Raw genomic sequence first — 16021 nt, forward strand, 5'->3', positions numbered from 1 at the left:
CGTTCGTGCGGCCGGCCGTTCCTCCCCGATCAGCGAGACCCGCTCCCGACGGAAGAGGAACCGATGGACCTGGCGCACCTGCTTCACGACGACCGCCCGTTCGCCCTGCTGCGCCGCCGCACCCCCGGCCGCGACCACGACGTGGTGGAGGTCCTGCGCGGACCGGTCACCACCTGCGAGACGCTGGCCGAACTGCCCGGCGAGTGCCTCGCGCTGCTGCCGTTCCGGCAGATCCGCGAGCGTGGCTTCGAGGTGCGCGACGACGGCACCCCGCTGGCGGTGCTCACACCCGAGGAGCGGTACGAGGTCCCGCTGGCCGGGGCACTGGCCGCGCTGCCCGCGCACGGTGTGCGGGTCGAGGACGGCGGCTTCGACGTCCCCGACGAGGAGTACGCGGAGACCGTCGGACGGGTGCTGCGCGACGAGATCGGCACCGGCGAGGGCGCGAACTTCGTGATCCGGCGGACGTACCGGGGGTGGATCGAGGGGTACTCCCGCGCGGACGCCCTGGCCCTGTTCCGGCGGCTGCTGGAGGGCGAGCGGGGGGCGTACTGGACGTTCGTCGTGCACACCGGGGACCGGACGCTCGTCGGGGCGAGCCCGGAGGTGCACGTCCGGATGTCGGGCGGCACCGTCGTCATGAACCCGATCAGCGGCACCTACCGCTACCCCTCCGGGGGGCCGACCCCCGAGCACCTGCTCGGCTTCCTCGCGGACGGCAAGGAGATCGAGGAGCTGTCGATGGTCGTCGACGAGGAGCTCAAGATGATGTGCACGGTCGGCGACCGGGGCGGGGTCGTCGTCGGGCCGCGCCTGAAGGAGATGGCGCACCTGGCGCACACCGAGTACGAGCTTCGCGGCCGGTCCTCGCTGGACGTGCGCGAGGTGCTGCGGGAGACCATGTTCGCGGCGACCGTCACCGGGTCGCCGGTGCAGAACGCCTGCCGGGTCATCGAGCGCCACGAGTCCGGTGGCCGCGGCTACTACGCCGGGGCGCTCGCCCTGCTCGGCCGGGACGGCGCGGGTGCGCAGACCCTCGACTCCCCCATCCTCATCCGCACCGCCGACATCGACGCCGCCGGACGGCTGCGGGTGCCGGTGGGCGCCACGCTGGTGCGCGGCTCGGACCCGGCGGGCGAGGTGGCGGAGACCCATGCGAAGGCGGCCGGGGTCCTGGCGGCGCTGGGGGTGCGGCCCGGCCGGCCGGCGGCGGAGCGGGCGCGGCCGCGGCTCGCCGACGACCCCCGGGTGCGGGCGGCGCTGGACGGGCGGCGGGCCTCGCTGGCGCCGTTCTGGCTGCGGATGCAGGAGCAGCCGGCCGGGCCCGCCGGCCACGCCCTGGTGGTGGACGGCGAGGACACCTTCACCGCGATGCTCGCGCACCTGCTGCGGTCCGCCGGACTCGCGGTCACCGTCCGCCGCTACGACGATCCGGGGCTGCGGGAGGCGGTGGCGGCGCACGAGGGGCCGGTGGTCCTCGGGCCCGGCCCCGGCGACCCGGGCGATCCGGACGACCCCAGGATGCGCGTGCTGCGCGCGCTGGCCGCCGGGCTGATCCGCGAGCGGCGCAACGGCGTCCTCGGCGTCTGCCTCGGGCACGAGCTGATCGCGGCCGAGCTGGGCCTGGAGATCACCCGGAAGGACGTGCCGCAGCAGGGGGCGCAGGAGACGATCGACCTGTTCGGCCGGGCCGAGACGGTGGGCTTCTACAACAGCTTCACGGCCCGCTGCGACGACGCGGCCCGGGAGGAGCTCGCCGCCCACGGCGTGTCGGTCGCCCGCGCCGCGAACGGGGAGGTGCACGCGCTGCGCGGCCCCGGCTTCGCCGGAGTGCAGTTCCACCCGGAGTCGGTGCTGACGCTGAACGGGGTGGCGATCGTGCGGGAGCTGGTGGGTCAGTTGCGCGGCACGAGCACGTTCTCCGAGCGGCGGCCCGCCTTGTAGTCGAGGACGTTGCGCACCGTGGTGTCGACGATCTGCCGGACGGCGTCCTCGGTGTAGTACGCCTGGTGGGAGGTGACCAGGACGTTGGGGAAGGTGACCAGGCGGGCCAGGGCGTCGTCCTTCACGGGCCGCAGCGCCGGGTCGAGGGGGAAATGGCCCGCCTCCGCCTCGTAGACGTCGAGGCCGACGCCGGTGAAGCGGCCCTCGTGCAGCTCGGAGACGAGGGCCGCGGTGTCGATCAGTCCGCCGCGGCCGGAGTTCACCAGGATCGCGTCGTCCTTCATCGTCTTCAGCGCGCCGGCGTCGATGAGGTCGTGCGTCTCCGGCATCAGCGGGACGTGCAGGCTGACCAGGTCGGACTCGGCGAGGAGCTGGTCCCGGGACACGTACTTCATGCCCAGCTGCATGCAGGCCGGGTTCTCGGCGACGTCCCAGCCGAGCAGCCGCATGCCGAAGCCGTGGGCGATCCGGGCGAACGCCTCGCCGATCTTGCCGGTGCCGAACACCCCGGCGGTGCGGCCGTGCAGGTCGCGGCCCATCAGGCCGTCGAGCCGGAAGTCGAGGTCACGGGTGCGGTTCGAGGCCCGCACGATGCGCCGGTTGACGGCGAGGGCGAGGGTCCAGGCGAACTCGGCGACCGCGTGGGGCGAGTAGGACGTCACGCGGGCCACGGTCAGGCCCAGCTCCTCGGCGACCCGCAGGTCGACGTTGCCGAAGCCGGTGGAGCGCTGGGCGATCATCCGCGTGCCGCCGGCCGCGAGGATCTCCAGGGTGTCCGGGCCGAGGTCGGCGTACACGCTGCTGGAGACCACCTCGGCGCCCGCCGCGACGGGGGCGGTGTCCCGGTCGAGGGTGATGCCCAGGCAGCGGACCGCGTGGTGGTCCCGGAACGCCTGCACGATCAGCGGCTTCTCGTCGGCTTGCACACCGAAGGCGAGGATCTCCACGGTTGCTCCCGTTCGATGGGGTTATGGGCCGAGAATACGGCCCACAACCCCGCGGCGCCGGGACGCCGGCGTCAGCCGAAGAAGACCCCGGCCTCCTGGTAGAGCGCCGGGTCGACGGTCTTCAGCCTGGCGGTGGCCTCCGCGATCGGGACCCGGACGACGTCGGTGCCGCGCAGGGCGACCATCTTCCCGAAGTCGCGGTCGCGCACGCAGTCCACGGCGTGCAGTCCGAAGCGGGTGGCGAGCCAGCGGTCGAAGGCGCTGGGCGTGCCGCCGCGCTGGATGTGGCCGAGGACGGTGGTGCGGGCCTCCTTGCCGGTGCGCCGCTCGATCTCCTTGGCGAGCCACTCGCCGATCCCGGACAGCCGCACGTGCCCGAAGGAGTCCCGGGACGCGTCCTTGAGCACCATCTCGCCGTCCTTCGGCATGGCCCCCTCGGCGACGACCACGATCGGGGCGTACGACGCCTTGAAGCGGGAGGTGATCCAGGCGCACACCTGGTCCGGGTCGAAGCGCTGCTCGGGGATGAGGATGACGTTGGCGCCGCCGGCCAGTCCGGAGTGCAGGGCGATCCAGCCGGCGTGACGGCCCATCACCTCGCAGACCAGGACCCGCATGTGGGACTCGGCGGTGGTGTGCAGCCGGTCGATGGCCTCGGTGGCGATGCCGACGGCGGTGTCGAAGCCGAAGGTGTAGTCGGTGGCCGACAGGTCGTTGTCGATGGTCTTCGGCACACCGACGCAGGGCACGCCGTACTCGTCGGACAGCCGGGCCGCCACGCCGAGCGTGTCCTCGCCGCCGATCGCGACGAGCGCCTCGACCTCCAGCTTGGCGAGGTTGTCCTTGATCCGCCGGATGCCGCCCTCCTGCTTGAGGGGGTTGGTGCGCGAGGAGCCGAGGATGGTGCCGCCGCGGGGCAGGATGCCGCGCACCGCGGGGATGTCGAGGCGGACCGTGTCCCCCTCCATGGGTCCGCGCCAGCCGTCCCGGAAGCCGACGAAGTCGTAGCCGTACTCCTGCACGCCCTTGCGGACGACACCCCGGATGACGGCGTTGAGCCCGGGGCAGTCGCCGCCTCCGGTCAGTACTCCGACCCGCATGGAAATGTCCCTTCGCCGCGGTTGCCTGATACGGGCCACGCTAATGGTGACGCAGGTCACTGCGGCATGGGCGGGACGGTCAATTCCGGTGAAATGTCCGGTAGTTGATCACAGCAAAACCACTCGGACGAGCTACCTCGCCGTGCGTGCGCATTGACGCGCCGTCACTCCTCGTCGAGTCCGCGTTCGATGGCGTACCGCACCAGCTCCACGCGGTTGTGCAGCTGGAGCTTGCCCAGGGTGTTCTGGACGTGGTTCTGCACCGTGCGGTGGGAGATGACCAGGCGCTCCGCGATCTGCTTGTAGCTCAGGCCCTTGGCCACCAGGCGCAGCACCTCCGTCTCGCGGTCGGTGAGCCGGGGCGCCCTCGGCTCGACGGCGCCCCCCGCCGGCGCCGGCTCCGCGGCGAGGCGGCGGTACTCGCCGAGGACCAGCCCCGCCAGGCCCGGGGTGAACACCGCGTCGCCGGCGGCCGTGCGGCGCACCGCGTCCAGCAGCTCCCCGGTGGAGGCCGACTTCAGCAGGTAGCCGGTCGCGCCGGACTTCACCGCCTCCAGGACGTCGGCGTGCTCGCCGCTGGCGGACAGCACCAGCACCCGCAGCGCCGGGTCGGCGGCGACCAGCTCCTTGCACACCTGGACGCCGGGCCTGGCCGGCAGGTTGAGGTCGAGGACCAGCACGTCCGGGGCGGCCGCCCGCGCCCGGCGCACCGCCTGCTCACCGTCGCCGGCGGTGGCGACGACATCGAAGCCGGCCTCGGCCAGGTCCCGGGCGACGGCGTCCCGCCACATCGGGTGGTCGTCGACCACCATCACCCTGATCGGGCCCGGCCCGCCGTCCGCGCCGGCCCCGTCCGGACCGCCGCCCGCCGCCGTGTCCTGCCCGACGCCCGTGTCCTCGCCGCTCATCGCCGTTCCGCCTTCCCCCGTGCCGTGCCCGTGCTTCTCGGTACCGTCAGTTCGACCTCCGTGCCCTGGCCCGGCACCGAGACCAGGTCGGCCGTGCCACCGAGGTCGCGCAGCCGGCCCCGGATGGACTGGGCCACGCCCAGCCGGCCCTCGCCCTCCGCCTGGGCCAGCCGCCCCGGCGGGATGCCGGGGCCGTCGTCCCGGACCGTCACGACGACCGTGCCGGGCTCGTCCTCCACCAGGATCCAGGCCCGGGCGTCCTCCCCCGCGTGCGCCCGCACGTTGTCCAGGGCGGCGCCGACGGCCGCGGCGACCTCCCGGGCGGCGTGCGGCGCCAGCGGCACCGGGGCGCCCGGCTCCGCGAGGGCGACCCGCGAGCCGGTGTACGGGGCGAGCAGGGAGCGCAGGTCGAGCGGGCCGTCGTCGGGGTCCTCCTCCACCAGCCGGACCACCGCCCCCTCGGCGGCGTCCTCCGACACCCGCGACACCGGCACGAGCCCCCCCAGGACCAGGGTGCGCAGGGCCGCCTCCTGCTCGCCCGCGAGCCGGCCCAGCTCCGCCGCCTCGCCCCCGAGGACCGCCCCGCGCCGCTGGACCATGGCCAGGACCTGCAGGACGCCGTCGTGGATGTCCCGGGCGAGCCGCTCCCGCTCGCGGGTGGCCGCCTCGATCTCCAGGGCGCGGGCGAGGGTGCGCTCGGAGGCGCGGGCGACCTCGACGACGTAGCCGATGGCGATGGACGCGACCCAGACCAGGACCACGTTGTGCACCGTGTCGCGGGCCGGGGTGCCGCGCTCGGCCAGGTCGGCGGCCGCGATCGCGGTGGAGGCGGCGGCGGCCCAGCGCCAGCCGCCCTTCAGGGCGAAGGCCAGGACGGAGCCGGCGGTCCAGATCGACGGCAGCGTCGGGCCGCCCGACGCCACCCGGGCCGGCGCGTCGGCGACGGAGGTGAGGAGGATGCCCCCGGCGGCGAGGGCGAGGTCGGCCGCGAGGAAGCGCCGGGTGCAGCTCACCGCGTTCGCCACCCTCGGCAGGGTGGCGAACGTCCAGACGGTCAGCACGCCGAAGTAGGCCACGGCCACGGAGGGACGGGCGAAGCGGCCGTAGGCGGCGGCGAAGAGGCCGACCGCGTAGAGCAGGGTCAGCACCCGGTAGGCGGTCAGGGCACGCCACAGCGGCTGCTCGACCGACATCCTCATGACCCGCTCGCGCCGCGCCACGTGCCCCCCTCGTGCCTCCCCCGGCGGACGGTCCCGCCCGCGCCGCTACACGTCCCTCGCGGCGTCCTTCTCCTTCTCGGCCTGCTCCTTCTCGGCCTGCGCGAGCGCGGCGCGGGCCGACTTCTCGGCCTCCTTGTCGGCCTTCGCCGCCTCCGCGATCTGCCGCTTGGCGACGGTCGCGTAGACGTCGACGTACTCCTGGCCGGAGAGCTTCATGATCTCGTACATGACCTCGTCGGTCAGCGCGCGGAGGACGAAGCGGTCGTGCTCCATGCCCTGGTAGCGGCGGAAGTCCAGCGGCTTGCCGATGCGGATGCCCGGGCGCATCAGCTTCGGGACGACCTTCCCGGGCGGCTGGATCTTCTCCGTGTCGATCATGGCGACGGGGATGACGGGCGCGCCGGTGGCCAGCGCCACCCGCGCCAGGCCGCCCGGCTTGCCGCGGTACAGGCGGCCGTCCGGGGAGCGGGTGCCCTCCGGGTAGATGCCGAAGAGCTCGCCGCGCTCCAGCACCTCGATGCCGCTCCTGACGGCGGCCTCGCCCGCGCCGCGCGCGCCGGAGCGGTCCACCGGGAGCTGGCCGACGCCCTTGAAGAACGCGGCGGTGAGCCTGCCCTTCACACCGGGCGTGGTGAAGTACTCGGCCTTCGCGATGAAGGTGACCTTGCGGTCGAGCATCGTGGGCAGGAAGAACGAGTCCGAGAACGAGAGGTGATTACTGGCCAGAATCGCCGGACCCTCGGCCGGAATGTTCTCCAGTCCCTCCACCCAGGGTCTGAAGGCGACCTTCAGCGGTCCCCCGATGGCGACCTTCATCGTGCCGTACAACAACCGAGTGCCTCCTGTGTCTGTCGATCAGACCATAACCCCAACCGCCGTCGAACGGGCCGACGGCCCTGGTCGGTGTCAGTGCGGTCGCGTACGGTGAAGTACCGCACTCGACGACGTGCCAGCGGTCGAGCGGCGCCCCGTCCACTCCACGAACAGGAGACCGTCGTGCCGGTCCTCCCCGGAGCCGAGCCGTTCCGCCACGAGGGCGGGGAGGTCGGTGTGCTCCTCTGCCACGGATTCACCGGTTCCCCCCAGTCGCTGCGCCCCTGGGCGCAGTACCTGGCCGACCGCGGCCTGACCGTCTCCCTGCCGCTGCTGCCCGGCCACGGCACCCGCTGGGAGGACCTGCAGCTCACCGGCTGGCAGGACTGGTACGCCGAGGTCGACCGCGCGCTGGGCGCCCTGCGCGAGCGGTGCCCGCGGGTGTTCGTGGCCGGGCTGTCCATGGGCGGCGCGCTGGCGCTGCGGCTGGCCGCCCGGCACGGGGACGCGGTCGACGGCGTCGTGGTCGTCAACCCCGCCGTCAAGGTGCACGGCCTGTCCGCGTACGCCCTGCCCGTCGCCCGCCACCTCGTCCGCACCACGAAGGGCATCGCCAGCGACATCGCCCGTCCGGAGGGCGCCGAGCTGGGGTACGACCGGGTGCCGCTGCACGCCGCGCACTCGCTGCGGCACCTCTTCCGGCTGGTCGACGGCGACCTTCCGCAGGTCACCCAGCCGCTGCTGCTCCTGCGCAGCCCGCAGGACCATGTGGTGCCGCCGGCCGACTCGGCCCGTGTCCTCGGCCGGGTCTCCTCCACGGACGTGACCGAGGTCCTGCTGGAACACAGCTACCACGTGGCGACGTTGGACCACGACGCGGACCGGGTCTTCGAGGAGAGCTTCGCCTTCATCGGCCGGCTCGCTCCCAGTGTCGGCAAGGAAGGGACGACGTCCGGTGGCTGAGCACGACTCCGACCGCGAGGGCCGCGAGCCGGACGAGAAGGGGCGTCCCCTCGACGAGGAGGCCGCCTGGGCCGCGATCGTCGCCGGATACGGCGACGAGCCGGCGGACCCGCCGGGCGCGAAGCCCTTCAAGCGGATCGAGGACCTGGCGCTGCCGCCCTTCACGGCCGACGACGAGCCCGGCGCGTCCCGCCCGGCGGCACCGGCCGGCCCGGTCGGCCACTCCGTCTCCTTCGCGCCCGGCGTCGGCCCGCGCGACCACACGGCGCCCGACCCGTCCGAGGACGACTTCGACGAGGACGACGAGGGGCATTTCGTCCCGCCGGAGCCGCCGCCGCTGCCCACCGCCGACGTCACCGCGAAGTTCGCCTGGCTGGCGGTGATCGGCGGTCCCGTCCTGCTGCTGCTGGCGGTGCTGCTCCGCTGGGACATGACGTGGTGGCTCACCACCCTCGGCATCGGCGGCTTCCTGGGCGGCTTCGCGACGCTGGTGATGCGGATGAAGCCGGACGACGAGGACGACGACAACCCGGGCCGCGGCGCGGTGGTCTGACCCCGCCGCCCCGACGCGACCTGCCCGGTGCTGCCCGACCCGCCCGGCCCGCGCCCGGCACCGGCCGCGGCGGGCGGCCGCCCGGCCGTCCCGCACGGCCCGGCTCCGCCGGACGGGGGTCCCGCGGTGTTCAGGTGGCCGGGATGCGGATCGCGGCCAGGACCGGGAGGTGGTCGGTGGCGGTGTGCAGGTCCTCCTCGCGGACGCCCGGGAGTCCCTGCGGCACCCCGCAGCCGAGGATCTCGACGCCCCGGGTGGCGAAGACCGCGTCGATGCGCCGGCGGGGGCCGGACCGGGTCCAGGTGTGCTCGCCGCCCCAGGGCGCGGTGGCCCACCCGTCCTGGAGGCCGGCCGCGAGCCGGCGGAAGGTCGCCCCGTCCGGCCGCTCGTTCAGGTCGCCGCCCGCGATCGCGTGGTCCACGCCCATCCCGGCCAACCGGTCCAGCATCATCCCGCCCTGCTCGTAGCGCTCGTCCCCGTCCAGCGAGAGGTGGGCGCTCAGGACACCGAGCCGGACCCCGCCGAAGCGGACCACCGCGGTGGCGAAGCCGCGCCGGTGGCGGCCCGGGGTGAGCGGCAGCAGCACGTCCTCCGTCCGCTCGACGGTGGCGCGCAGCCCGCACAGCAGTGCCGGACCGGCGGCCGTGGCCCCGCCGGAGAGGACCACCAGGTCGGTGTCGGCCGCCAGGCGGGCCAGCTTCTTGCGCCACCGGAAGAACCGCGGGGCCTCCTGGACGAGCACCAGGTCCGGGGCGCAGGCGCCGATCACCCGGGCCAGGGCCCCGGTGTCGTCGCGCATCGAGCGGATGTTGTAGCTGAGGACGCGCAGGACGACGGAACCGTCGGCCTCGGTGCGGGAGTTGGGCAGCAGCGGGGTCGGGGTGGCCATGCCGGTCAAGATACGCCGCGCGGCCCGGCCGGGCGGTGAGGCGGGCGCCGGGTCGCGTCCACGCACGGCGCCCGCCGGTCCGGGGGACGCGGCGGGCGCTGTGCGGGTACGGGCGGTGTCACATGACCGGGTCCGGCTCCCGGGCCAGGTCGGCCGCGCCCACCAGGCCGGCCTTGTTGCCGAGCTGGGCGGCGATCACGTCGGCGACCGGGCGCCAGTTGCCGCCGACCAGCCAGCGCTTGTACGACTTGCGGATCGGGTCCAGGACCAGCTCGCCCTCGTCCGAGAGGCCGCCGCCGACGATGAAGGCGGACGGGTCGAAGAGGGAGGCCAGGTCTGCCAGGCCCGCTCCGGCCCAGCGGGCCAGCTCGCGGTAGGAGTCCTTGGCCACCGGGTCGCCCTGGCGCGCCGCCATGGAGATGTGCTTGCCCTCGATGCCGTCCGGGGAGCCGTCGCCCAGCGACAGCAGCAGCTCGGCGTTCTCCGGGGTGGCGTTGGCACGCTGCTTGGCGTAGCGCACCAGGGCGCGGCCCGAGGCGTACTGCTCCCAGCAGCCCTGGCTGCCGCAGCCGCAGAGCAGGCCGTCCGGGACCATCCGGATGTGCCCGAACTCGGCGGCCACGCCGAAGTGCCCGCGGCGCAGCTTGTTGCCGATGATGATGCCGCCGCCGAGGCCGGTGCCGAGCGTGATGCAGATGACGTTGCGGTGGCCCTTGCCCGCGCCGAAGCGGTACTCGCCCCAGGCGGCGGCGTTCGCGTCGTTCTCCACGACGACCGGGAGGCCGACGCGGGCCTCGACCTTCTCCTTCAGCGGCTCCTGGCGCCAGTCGATGTTGGGCGCGAAGTAGACCGTGGAGCGCTGCCGGTTCACATAGCCGGCCGCTCCGATGCCGACGCCGACGATGTCGTGCCCGGCGCGCGCGCCCTCCACGGCCGAGGCGATGGCGTCCACGATGGCCTCGGGCGTGGTGGGGGTCGGCACCTTGAAGGTCGAGAGGATGTTGCCGTCCTCGTCGACCACGCCGGCCGCGATCTTCGTGCCGCCGATGTCGACGCCGATGGTGAGTCCCATGAATCCCTCAGTTCCGGTCGAGCCCCGCTACGGCCAACCGTACCCGAGCCCCTGCCTGTGGGACTTCCGCGTCCGCCCGGCGCCCGGTCGGATGCCCGGTCAGTCGAGGTCGATGCGCTCGCCGGGGCCGTCGGGACCCCGGTCCGGGCCGCCGGGTCCGCCCGGGCCGCCCGGTGCGGCCCCGGGGCCGTCCTCCGGGGCGTCGGAGCGGCCGGTCCAGCGGCGCTCCTGGGCCTGGACGGCCGAGCGGTACGCGGCGAGCAGCTCGCCGCCGGCGGCCGCGAGGTGGTCGAAGACGTCCGGGTTGCGCTCCACGACGGGCTCGACGGCCGCCCTGGCCTGCTCCACCACCTGCCGGACCACCTGCTGGGCGGCCGGCCCGGCGACCGCGCCGAGCAGCGGGGACTCCCACCCGGACAGCCGGTCGGCGACGGTGCCGACGAACCTGCGCAGCTCCTCGGCGGCCGATCCCGATGGCGGGCCGTGCCGCTCGCGGCGGCGGGCCTTCTCGGCGGCGAGGTCCTCGGCGCAGGCGGTGGCCCATGCGTCGGCGTCGGCCGCGGCGCGGGCCCCGCCGCCGGCCGCGTCCTGCGGAGCGGCGTCGGGCGTGGGTGGGTCTTCGCTCATGACGGACTCCTGACTACGGTTCGTCCCTACGACGTTACCCGAACGGGCGTACGCGGTTCACGTCGTGCGGGGCCACAGCCGGGGGTCCGGGGCGAAGCGGACGCGCAGCTCGTCCTCGCGCAGGGCTGCCCCGTCCACGGTGCACCGGCGCAGCGCGGAGGGCAGGGCCACGATCCGGCGGAACTGTCCTGCGGAGACGACGAGTTCGTCGCCGCGGCGGATGAGGTCCAGCTCGTCCCGCCGGGCGCCGGGCAGCGGGATGCGCCACTCCAGCACGCCGTCCTCGGCGAGCCGGTCGGCGACGGGCCACTCGACCGGGACGGGCGCCGGATTGACGCCGGGCAGGGCGAGGGCGGCGAGGTCGTCGGTGCCGCGCGGGTCGCGTCCGAGGTGGCCGGCCGGGTGCACGACGTAGGACTCCCGCCACTCGTCGAGGGCCTTGCGCTGCTGGGCGACCGGTCCGGCGAGCCAGGAGTCCGCCGGGGCCTCGGGCAGCACCCGGCCGGCCACCAGCGACTCGGTGCCGAGTCCGCGCAGCGCGAGGCCGAGGGCGGCGGTGCGCACGGCTTCGGCGCCGGCCGGTCCGGGCTCGGCGACCAGGCGGACGGCGGTACCGCGGTCGGCGAGCACCGCCTCGACGGCGGCGAGTTCGACGTCCCAGCGCGCGGCCGTCTCGTACAGCCACTCGGCGGGCATCGGGACACCGGCCAGGCGGCCGAGGACCGGGCGCAGGGCCCGTGCCGCCTGCCGCTCGGGCGGCAGCAGCCGGCGCAGGTAGCGGCGCAGCTCCTCGGGCAGGGAGAGCAGGGAGAGGGCCTGGGGGGCGGGCGGGAGGTCGACGACGAGCAGCCCGAAGCGGTCCGAGAGGGCCGCGTCCCGCAGCGCGCGCAGCAGCGCCAGCTCCTCCGCGCCGGGCAGCGGGGTGAGCTCCTCGGCGTCGAGGCGGGAGGCCCCGAGCAGGTCCAGTACGCCCGCCGCGCGGGTCTGGAAGGCGGTGAGGTCGTCGCGGAACCCCGCCGCCGCGTCGGGGCGCCAGGCGGTGAGGTTCTCCTCGACGGGCACGGGGTGCGCACCCGTCGGCACCCCGAGCACGGCGCCGAGGGTGTCCGTGCGGTCGGCGCCGAGGACGAGCGTGGGTACGCCGTCCCGGGCGGCGGTGAGGGCGGTGGCGGCGGCGACGGTGGTGCGGCCGCTGCCGCCCGGTCCCGTGATCAGGAGGGTGCGCATGGGGGTGAACGCTACCCGCGCACCGCGCTCCCGGGGGTGCTGTCGCCCGGCTCGCGTCGTAACGGAGGGGGCGGGCACGGGACGGGAGCCCGGCGGCGGGGACGTCCGGTCCGGGCGGGGCTTACGCCTCGCCGGACTCCACGCGCTTCTTCAGGCCGGCCAGCGCGCGGTCGATGATGACCTTCTCGGCCTTGCGCTTGATCATGCCGAGCATGGGGATCTTGACGTCGACGGTGAGCCGGTAGGTCACCTCGGTGGCGCCGGAGCCGGCCGGGGCCAGGAGGTAGGAGCCGTCCAGGGAGCGCAGCATCTGCGACTTGACCAGGGTCCAGGAGACCTCGTCGTCACCGGTCCAGGTGTAGGCGAGGACCTGGTCGTCCTTGATGGCGCCGGCGTCCATGACGAGACGGACCTGCTCGGCGCGGCCCCGGTCGTCGGCCGCCAGGACCTCGGCCTCCTTCACCTCGCCGGTCCAGTCCGGGTAGCGGGCGAAGTCGGCGATCACCGCCATGACGTCGGCCGGGGCCGCCTCGATCGTGATGCTCGAGCTGGTGTGTTCCGCCATCGCCGTGGCTCCTCCAGGTGCGGGCCGTGTCGGGGGCCTTCCCGTCCGTGTACGGAGGCGGGAAGGGGTCGTGCGCACGGGTGTGCAGCGTGAAGGCTACCGCGCGGCCGACCGGGCGACTCCACCCGCACCCGCGCGCACCGGCCCGGTCCTCACCACTGGAGGACGAAGGGCCGTCCGGTCCCGGCGAAGTGCCCCACATTGACGCACTCGGTGCCCCCGATCCGCATGCGCCGCGCCAGCGGCTGGTGGACGTGGCCGAAGAGCGCGTACCGGGGCCGGGTGCGGCGGATCGCGTCCAGCAGGGCGCGGCTGCCGCGTTCGAAGCGGCGGGCCACGGTGTCGTAGACGAGTTCGGGGACCTCCGGCGGGATGTGCGTGCACAGGACGTCGACCTCGCCGACGGCCTCGATCTTCGCCGCGTACTCCTCGTCGCCGATCTCGTAGGGCGTCCGCATCGGTGTGCGCAGTCCGCCGCCGACGAAGCCGAAGACGCGGCCGCCGATCTCCACCCGCTCGCCGTCCAGCACGCTGGTGCCGGGGCCGGCGTACTCCCCCCACAGCGGCGGCATGTCGACGTTGCCGTAGGTGGCGTACGTGGGGGTCGGGAAGGCGGCGAACAGCTCGGCGTACTGCCTGCGCACGGCCCGCTCCATGACGGCCGCCCGGTCCTCCTCGACGCCGGCCCACAGCCGGGCGCCCAGCTCCCGGGCCTCGGCGAAGCGGCGGGCGGTGCGCAGCTCCACGATGCGGCGGGCGTTCTCGACGCCGAACAGGTCGGGGAAGATCCCGCGCGAGTGGTCGGCGTAGTCGAGGAAGAGGATGAGGTCTCCGAGGCAGACCAGCGCGTCGGCGCCCTCGCCGGCCCGGGCGAGGTCACGGACGTTGCCGTGCACGTCGCTGACCACGTGGATGCGCGTGCTGCCGGTGCGGAGTGATGGGGAAGCCATGACGATCAAGGGTAGGCCTGTGCGGCATACGTGAACAGTGACGCCCGGGACCGCGGTTACTGGCTAGTCAGTTCAGGCGTCGACTACTGTGCGCGAAGGAACATCAGTCCGTGTGACGCAGCGAACATCTCGCCGGGACCCCCTGTCGAAGAAGCCATACCGGCGGGTAACGTCCGGCCCGTCCAGTCGTGCTCTGGGTTTCAACCACCGAACCCCCGTGGTTCCGTGGCCGGGCCCCGGGCATCCGACCGAGCCTTGGACCGGACCGTCGCATCACACAACGTCGTGGCGCCGGCGCCCTATGAGGAGCAGCAGTCTTGCGCGAGTTCAGCCTTCCGGCTTTGTACGAGGTCCCTGCGGACGGGAACCTCACCGACATCGTCCGCAGAAACGCCGCGCAGCACCCCGACGTCGCCGTCATCGCGCGCAAGGCGGACGGCGCCTGGCAGGACGTGACGGCCAGGACCTTCCTGGCCGAGGTGCACGCGGCAGCCAAGGGCCTCATCGGCTCCGGCGTCCAGCCCGGCGACCGGGTGGGCCTCATGTCCCGCACCCGGTACGAGTGGACGCTGATGGACTTCGCCATCTGGTGCGCGGGCGCGGTCACCGTGCCGGTGTACGAGACCAGCTCCCCGGAGCAGGTGCAGTGGATCCTCAGCGACTCCGGCGCCACCGCCTGCGTCGTGGAGCTCGACGCCCACACGGCCACGGTCGAGTCGGTGCGCGAGGCGCTGCCCGCACTGAAGCACCTCTGGCAGATCGAGGCCGGCGGCATCGAGGAACTGGCCCGCGCCGGGCAGGACATCAGCGACGCCACCGTGGAGGAGCGCAGCTCGCTGGCGAAGGCCGACGACCCGGCCACCATCGTCTACACCTCGGGCACCACCGGCCGCCCCAAGGGCTGTGTGCTCACCCACCGCAGCTTCTTCGCCGAGTGCGGCAACATCGTCGAGCGGCTGCGCCCGCTGTTCCGCACCGGCGAGTGCTCGGTGCTGCTCTTCCTGCCGCTGGCGCACGTCTTCGGCCGGCTGGTGCAGATCGCGCCGATGATGGCACCGATCAAGCTGGGCTGCGTCCCGGACATCAAGAACCTCACGGACGAACTGGCCGCTTTCCGGCCGACGCTGGTGCTGGGCGTCCCGCGCGTCTTCGAGAAGGTCTACAACTCGGCGCGCGCCAAGGCCCAGGCCGAGGGCAAGGGCCGCATCTTCGACAAGGCCGCGGACACCGCCATCGCCTACAGCAAGGCGCTGGGCACCCCGTCGGGCCCGTCCCTGGGCCTGCGGATCAAGCACAAGACCTTCGACAAGCTGGTCTACAGCAAGCTGCGCGCGGTCCTCGGCGGCCGGGGCGAGTACGCCATCTCCGGCGGCGCCCCGCTCGGCGAGCGGCTCGGCCACTTCTTCCGCGGCATCGGCTTCACCGTGCTGGAGGGCTACGGCCTCACCGAGTCCTGCGCCGCGACCGCGTTCAACCCGTGGGACCGGCAGAAGATCGGCACGGTCGGCCAGCCGCTGCCCGGCTCGGTGGTCCGCATCGCGGACGACGGGGAGGTGCTGCTGCACGGCGAGCACCTGTTCAAGGAGTACTGGAACAACCCGGGCGCGACCGCGGAGGCGCTGGCCGACGGCTGGTTCCACACCGGGGACATCGGCACCCTCGACGAGGACGGCTACCTCCGGATCACCGGCCGCAAGAAGGAGATCATCGTGACCGCGGGCGGCAAGAACGTCGCTCCGGCCGTGATCGAGGACCGCATCCGCGCGCACGCGCTGGTCGCGGAGTGCATGGTGGTGGGCGACGGGCGGCCGTTCGTGGGCGCGCTGGTCACCGTGGACGAGGAGTTCCTCGCCCACTGGTGCGCGGACCACGGCAAGCCGGCGGGCTCCACGGTGACGTCGCTGGGCCAGGACCCGGACCTGTTCGCAGCGATCCAGGACGCGATCGACGACGGCAACGCCGCGGTGTCCAAGGCGGAGTCGGTGCGCAAGTTCCGCATCCTGCCGTCCCAGTTCACGGAGGAGTCGGGGCACCTGACGCCGTCGCTGAAGCTGAAGCGCAACGTGGTCGCGAAGGACTACGCGGACGAGATCGAGGCGATCTACGCCAAGTAGCCGCCCGCGGTACGGCTCACGGCGCGGTGTCCCCGGCGGGGGCACCGCGCCGTCGTACGTGCGGGCCCGGCCCGGACGGCGCACCGGCAGGATCGCGGGCGCGGGTGCCGGCGTGCGCACCCGGGCACG

At 74.1% G+C, this 16021-nt stretch carries 15 protein-coding genes; 4 read left to right on the top strand and 11 right to left on the bottom strand.

Translation table 11 applies throughout. The annotated features are described in order from the left end of the window. The first annotated feature begins 63 nt into the window (after nt 1-63). Nucleotides 64-1944, top strand: coding sequence for an anthranilate synthase family protein (locus P3H78_RS00510; RefSeq protein ID WP_276106686.1), 1881 nt, complete (start codon nt 64-66; stop codon nt 1942-1944). Here the strand turns inward: P3H78_RS00510 and P3H78_RS00515 are convergent. From P3H78_RS00515 to P3H78_RS00535, 5 genes are all read right to left on the bottom strand, one after another. Next, entirely contained in the window at nt 1896-2891 is a 996-nt protein-coding gene (locus P3H78_RS00515) for a 2-hydroxyacid dehydrogenase (protein ID WP_276106687.1), read from the bottom strand. The genes P3H78_RS00510 and P3H78_RS00515 overlap by 49 nt on opposite strands. Before the next feature lie 71 nt (nt 2892-2962). Beyond that, entirely contained in the window at nt 2963-3991 is a 1029-nt protein-coding gene (locus P3H78_RS00520) for a 6-phosphofructokinase (protein ID WP_276106688.1), read from the bottom strand. Between the two features lie 164 nt (nt 3992-4155). Further along, nucleotides 4156-4803: a response regulator gene (locus P3H78_RS00525; RefSeq protein ID WP_276107306.1), complete on the bottom strand. Its 648-nt coding sequence runs from the start codon at nt 4801-4803 to the stop codon at nt 4156-4158. Between the two features lie 92 nt (nt 4804-4895). Continuing rightward, a complete protein-coding gene (macS, locus tag P3H78_RS00530) occupies nt 4896-6119 on the bottom strand; it encodes a MacS family sensor histidine kinase (protein ID WP_276106689.1) in 1224 nt (407 codons plus the stop codon). 45 nt (nt 6120-6164) lie between these two features. Next, on the bottom strand, nt 6165-6935 hold the full coding sequence (locus P3H78_RS00535) for a lysophospholipid acyltransferase family protein (protein ID WP_276107307.1): 771 nt from the start codon (nt 6933-6935) through the stop codon (nt 6165-6167). A 180-nt stretch (nt 6936-7115) separates the two neighbouring features. On the opposite strand from P3H78_RS00535, the gene P3H78_RS00540 reads away from it, so the two are divergent. Together P3H78_RS00540 and P3H78_RS00545 are read left to right on the top strand one after the other, a co-directional pair. Beyond that, complete coding sequence (locus P3H78_RS00540; RefSeq protein ID WP_276106690.1) at nt 7116-7895, top strand: alpha/beta hydrolase; 780 nt, start codon at nt 7116-7118, stop codon at nt 7893-7895. Next, nucleotides 7888-8448, top strand: a complete 561-nt coding sequence (locus tag P3H78_RS00545) for a hypothetical protein (protein WP_276106691.1) — start codon at nt 7888-7890, stop codon at nt 8446-8448. The genes P3H78_RS00540 and P3H78_RS00545 overlap by 8 nt, the downstream gene beginning before the upstream one ends. A gap of 130 nt (nt 8449-8578) precedes the next feature. Here P3H78_RS00545 and P3H78_RS00550 read toward each other — a convergent pair whose 3' ends face one another. From P3H78_RS00550 to P3H78_RS00575, 6 genes are all read right to left on the bottom strand, one after another. Then, nucleotides 8579-9337: an endonuclease/exonuclease/phosphatase family protein gene (locus tag P3H78_RS00550; RefSeq protein ID WP_276106692.1), complete on the bottom strand. Its 759-nt coding sequence runs from the start codon at nt 9335-9337 to the stop codon at nt 8579-8581. A gap of 118 nt (nt 9338-9455) precedes the next feature. Continuing rightward, nucleotides 9456-10409: an ROK family glucokinase gene (locus P3H78_RS00555; protein ID WP_276106693.1), complete on the bottom strand. Its 954-nt coding sequence runs from the start codon at nt 10407-10409 to the stop codon at nt 9456-9458. Between the two features lie 99 nt (nt 10410-10508). Then, entirely contained in the window at nt 10509-11036 is a 528-nt protein-coding gene (locus P3H78_RS00560) for a DUF5304 family protein (RefSeq protein ID WP_276106694.1), read from the bottom strand. A gap of 57 nt (nt 11037-11093) precedes the next feature. Continuing rightward, on the bottom strand, nt 11094-12263 hold the full coding sequence (locus tag P3H78_RS00565; protein ID WP_276106695.1) for an ArsA family ATPase: 1170 nt from the start codon (nt 12261-12263) through the stop codon (nt 11094-11096). A 121-nt stretch (nt 12264-12384) separates the two neighbouring features. Then, a complete protein-coding gene (locus P3H78_RS00570; RefSeq protein WP_276106696.1) occupies nt 12385-12828 on the bottom strand; it encodes an SRPBCC family protein in 444 nt (147 codons plus the stop codon). 152 nt (nt 12829-12980) lie between these two features. Continuing rightward, complete coding sequence (locus P3H78_RS00575) at nt 12981-13778, bottom strand: metallophosphoesterase family protein (protein ID WP_276106697.1); 798 nt, start codon at nt 13776-13778, stop codon at nt 12981-12983. Between the two features lie 317 nt (nt 13779-14095). On the opposite strand from P3H78_RS00575, the gene P3H78_RS00580 reads away from it, so the two are divergent. Further along, nucleotides 14096-15892: an AMP-dependent synthetase/ligase gene (locus tag P3H78_RS00580; protein ID WP_276106698.1), complete on the top strand. Its 1797-nt coding sequence runs from the start codon at nt 14096-14098 to the stop codon at nt 15890-15892. Nucleotides 15893-16021: the final 129 nt, after the last annotated feature.

The sequence above is a fragment of the Streptomyces tropicalis genome, assembly GCF_029269835.1.
GTDB lineage: Bacteria > Actinomycetota > Actinomycetes > Streptomycetales > Streptomycetaceae > Streptomyces > Streptomyces tropicalis.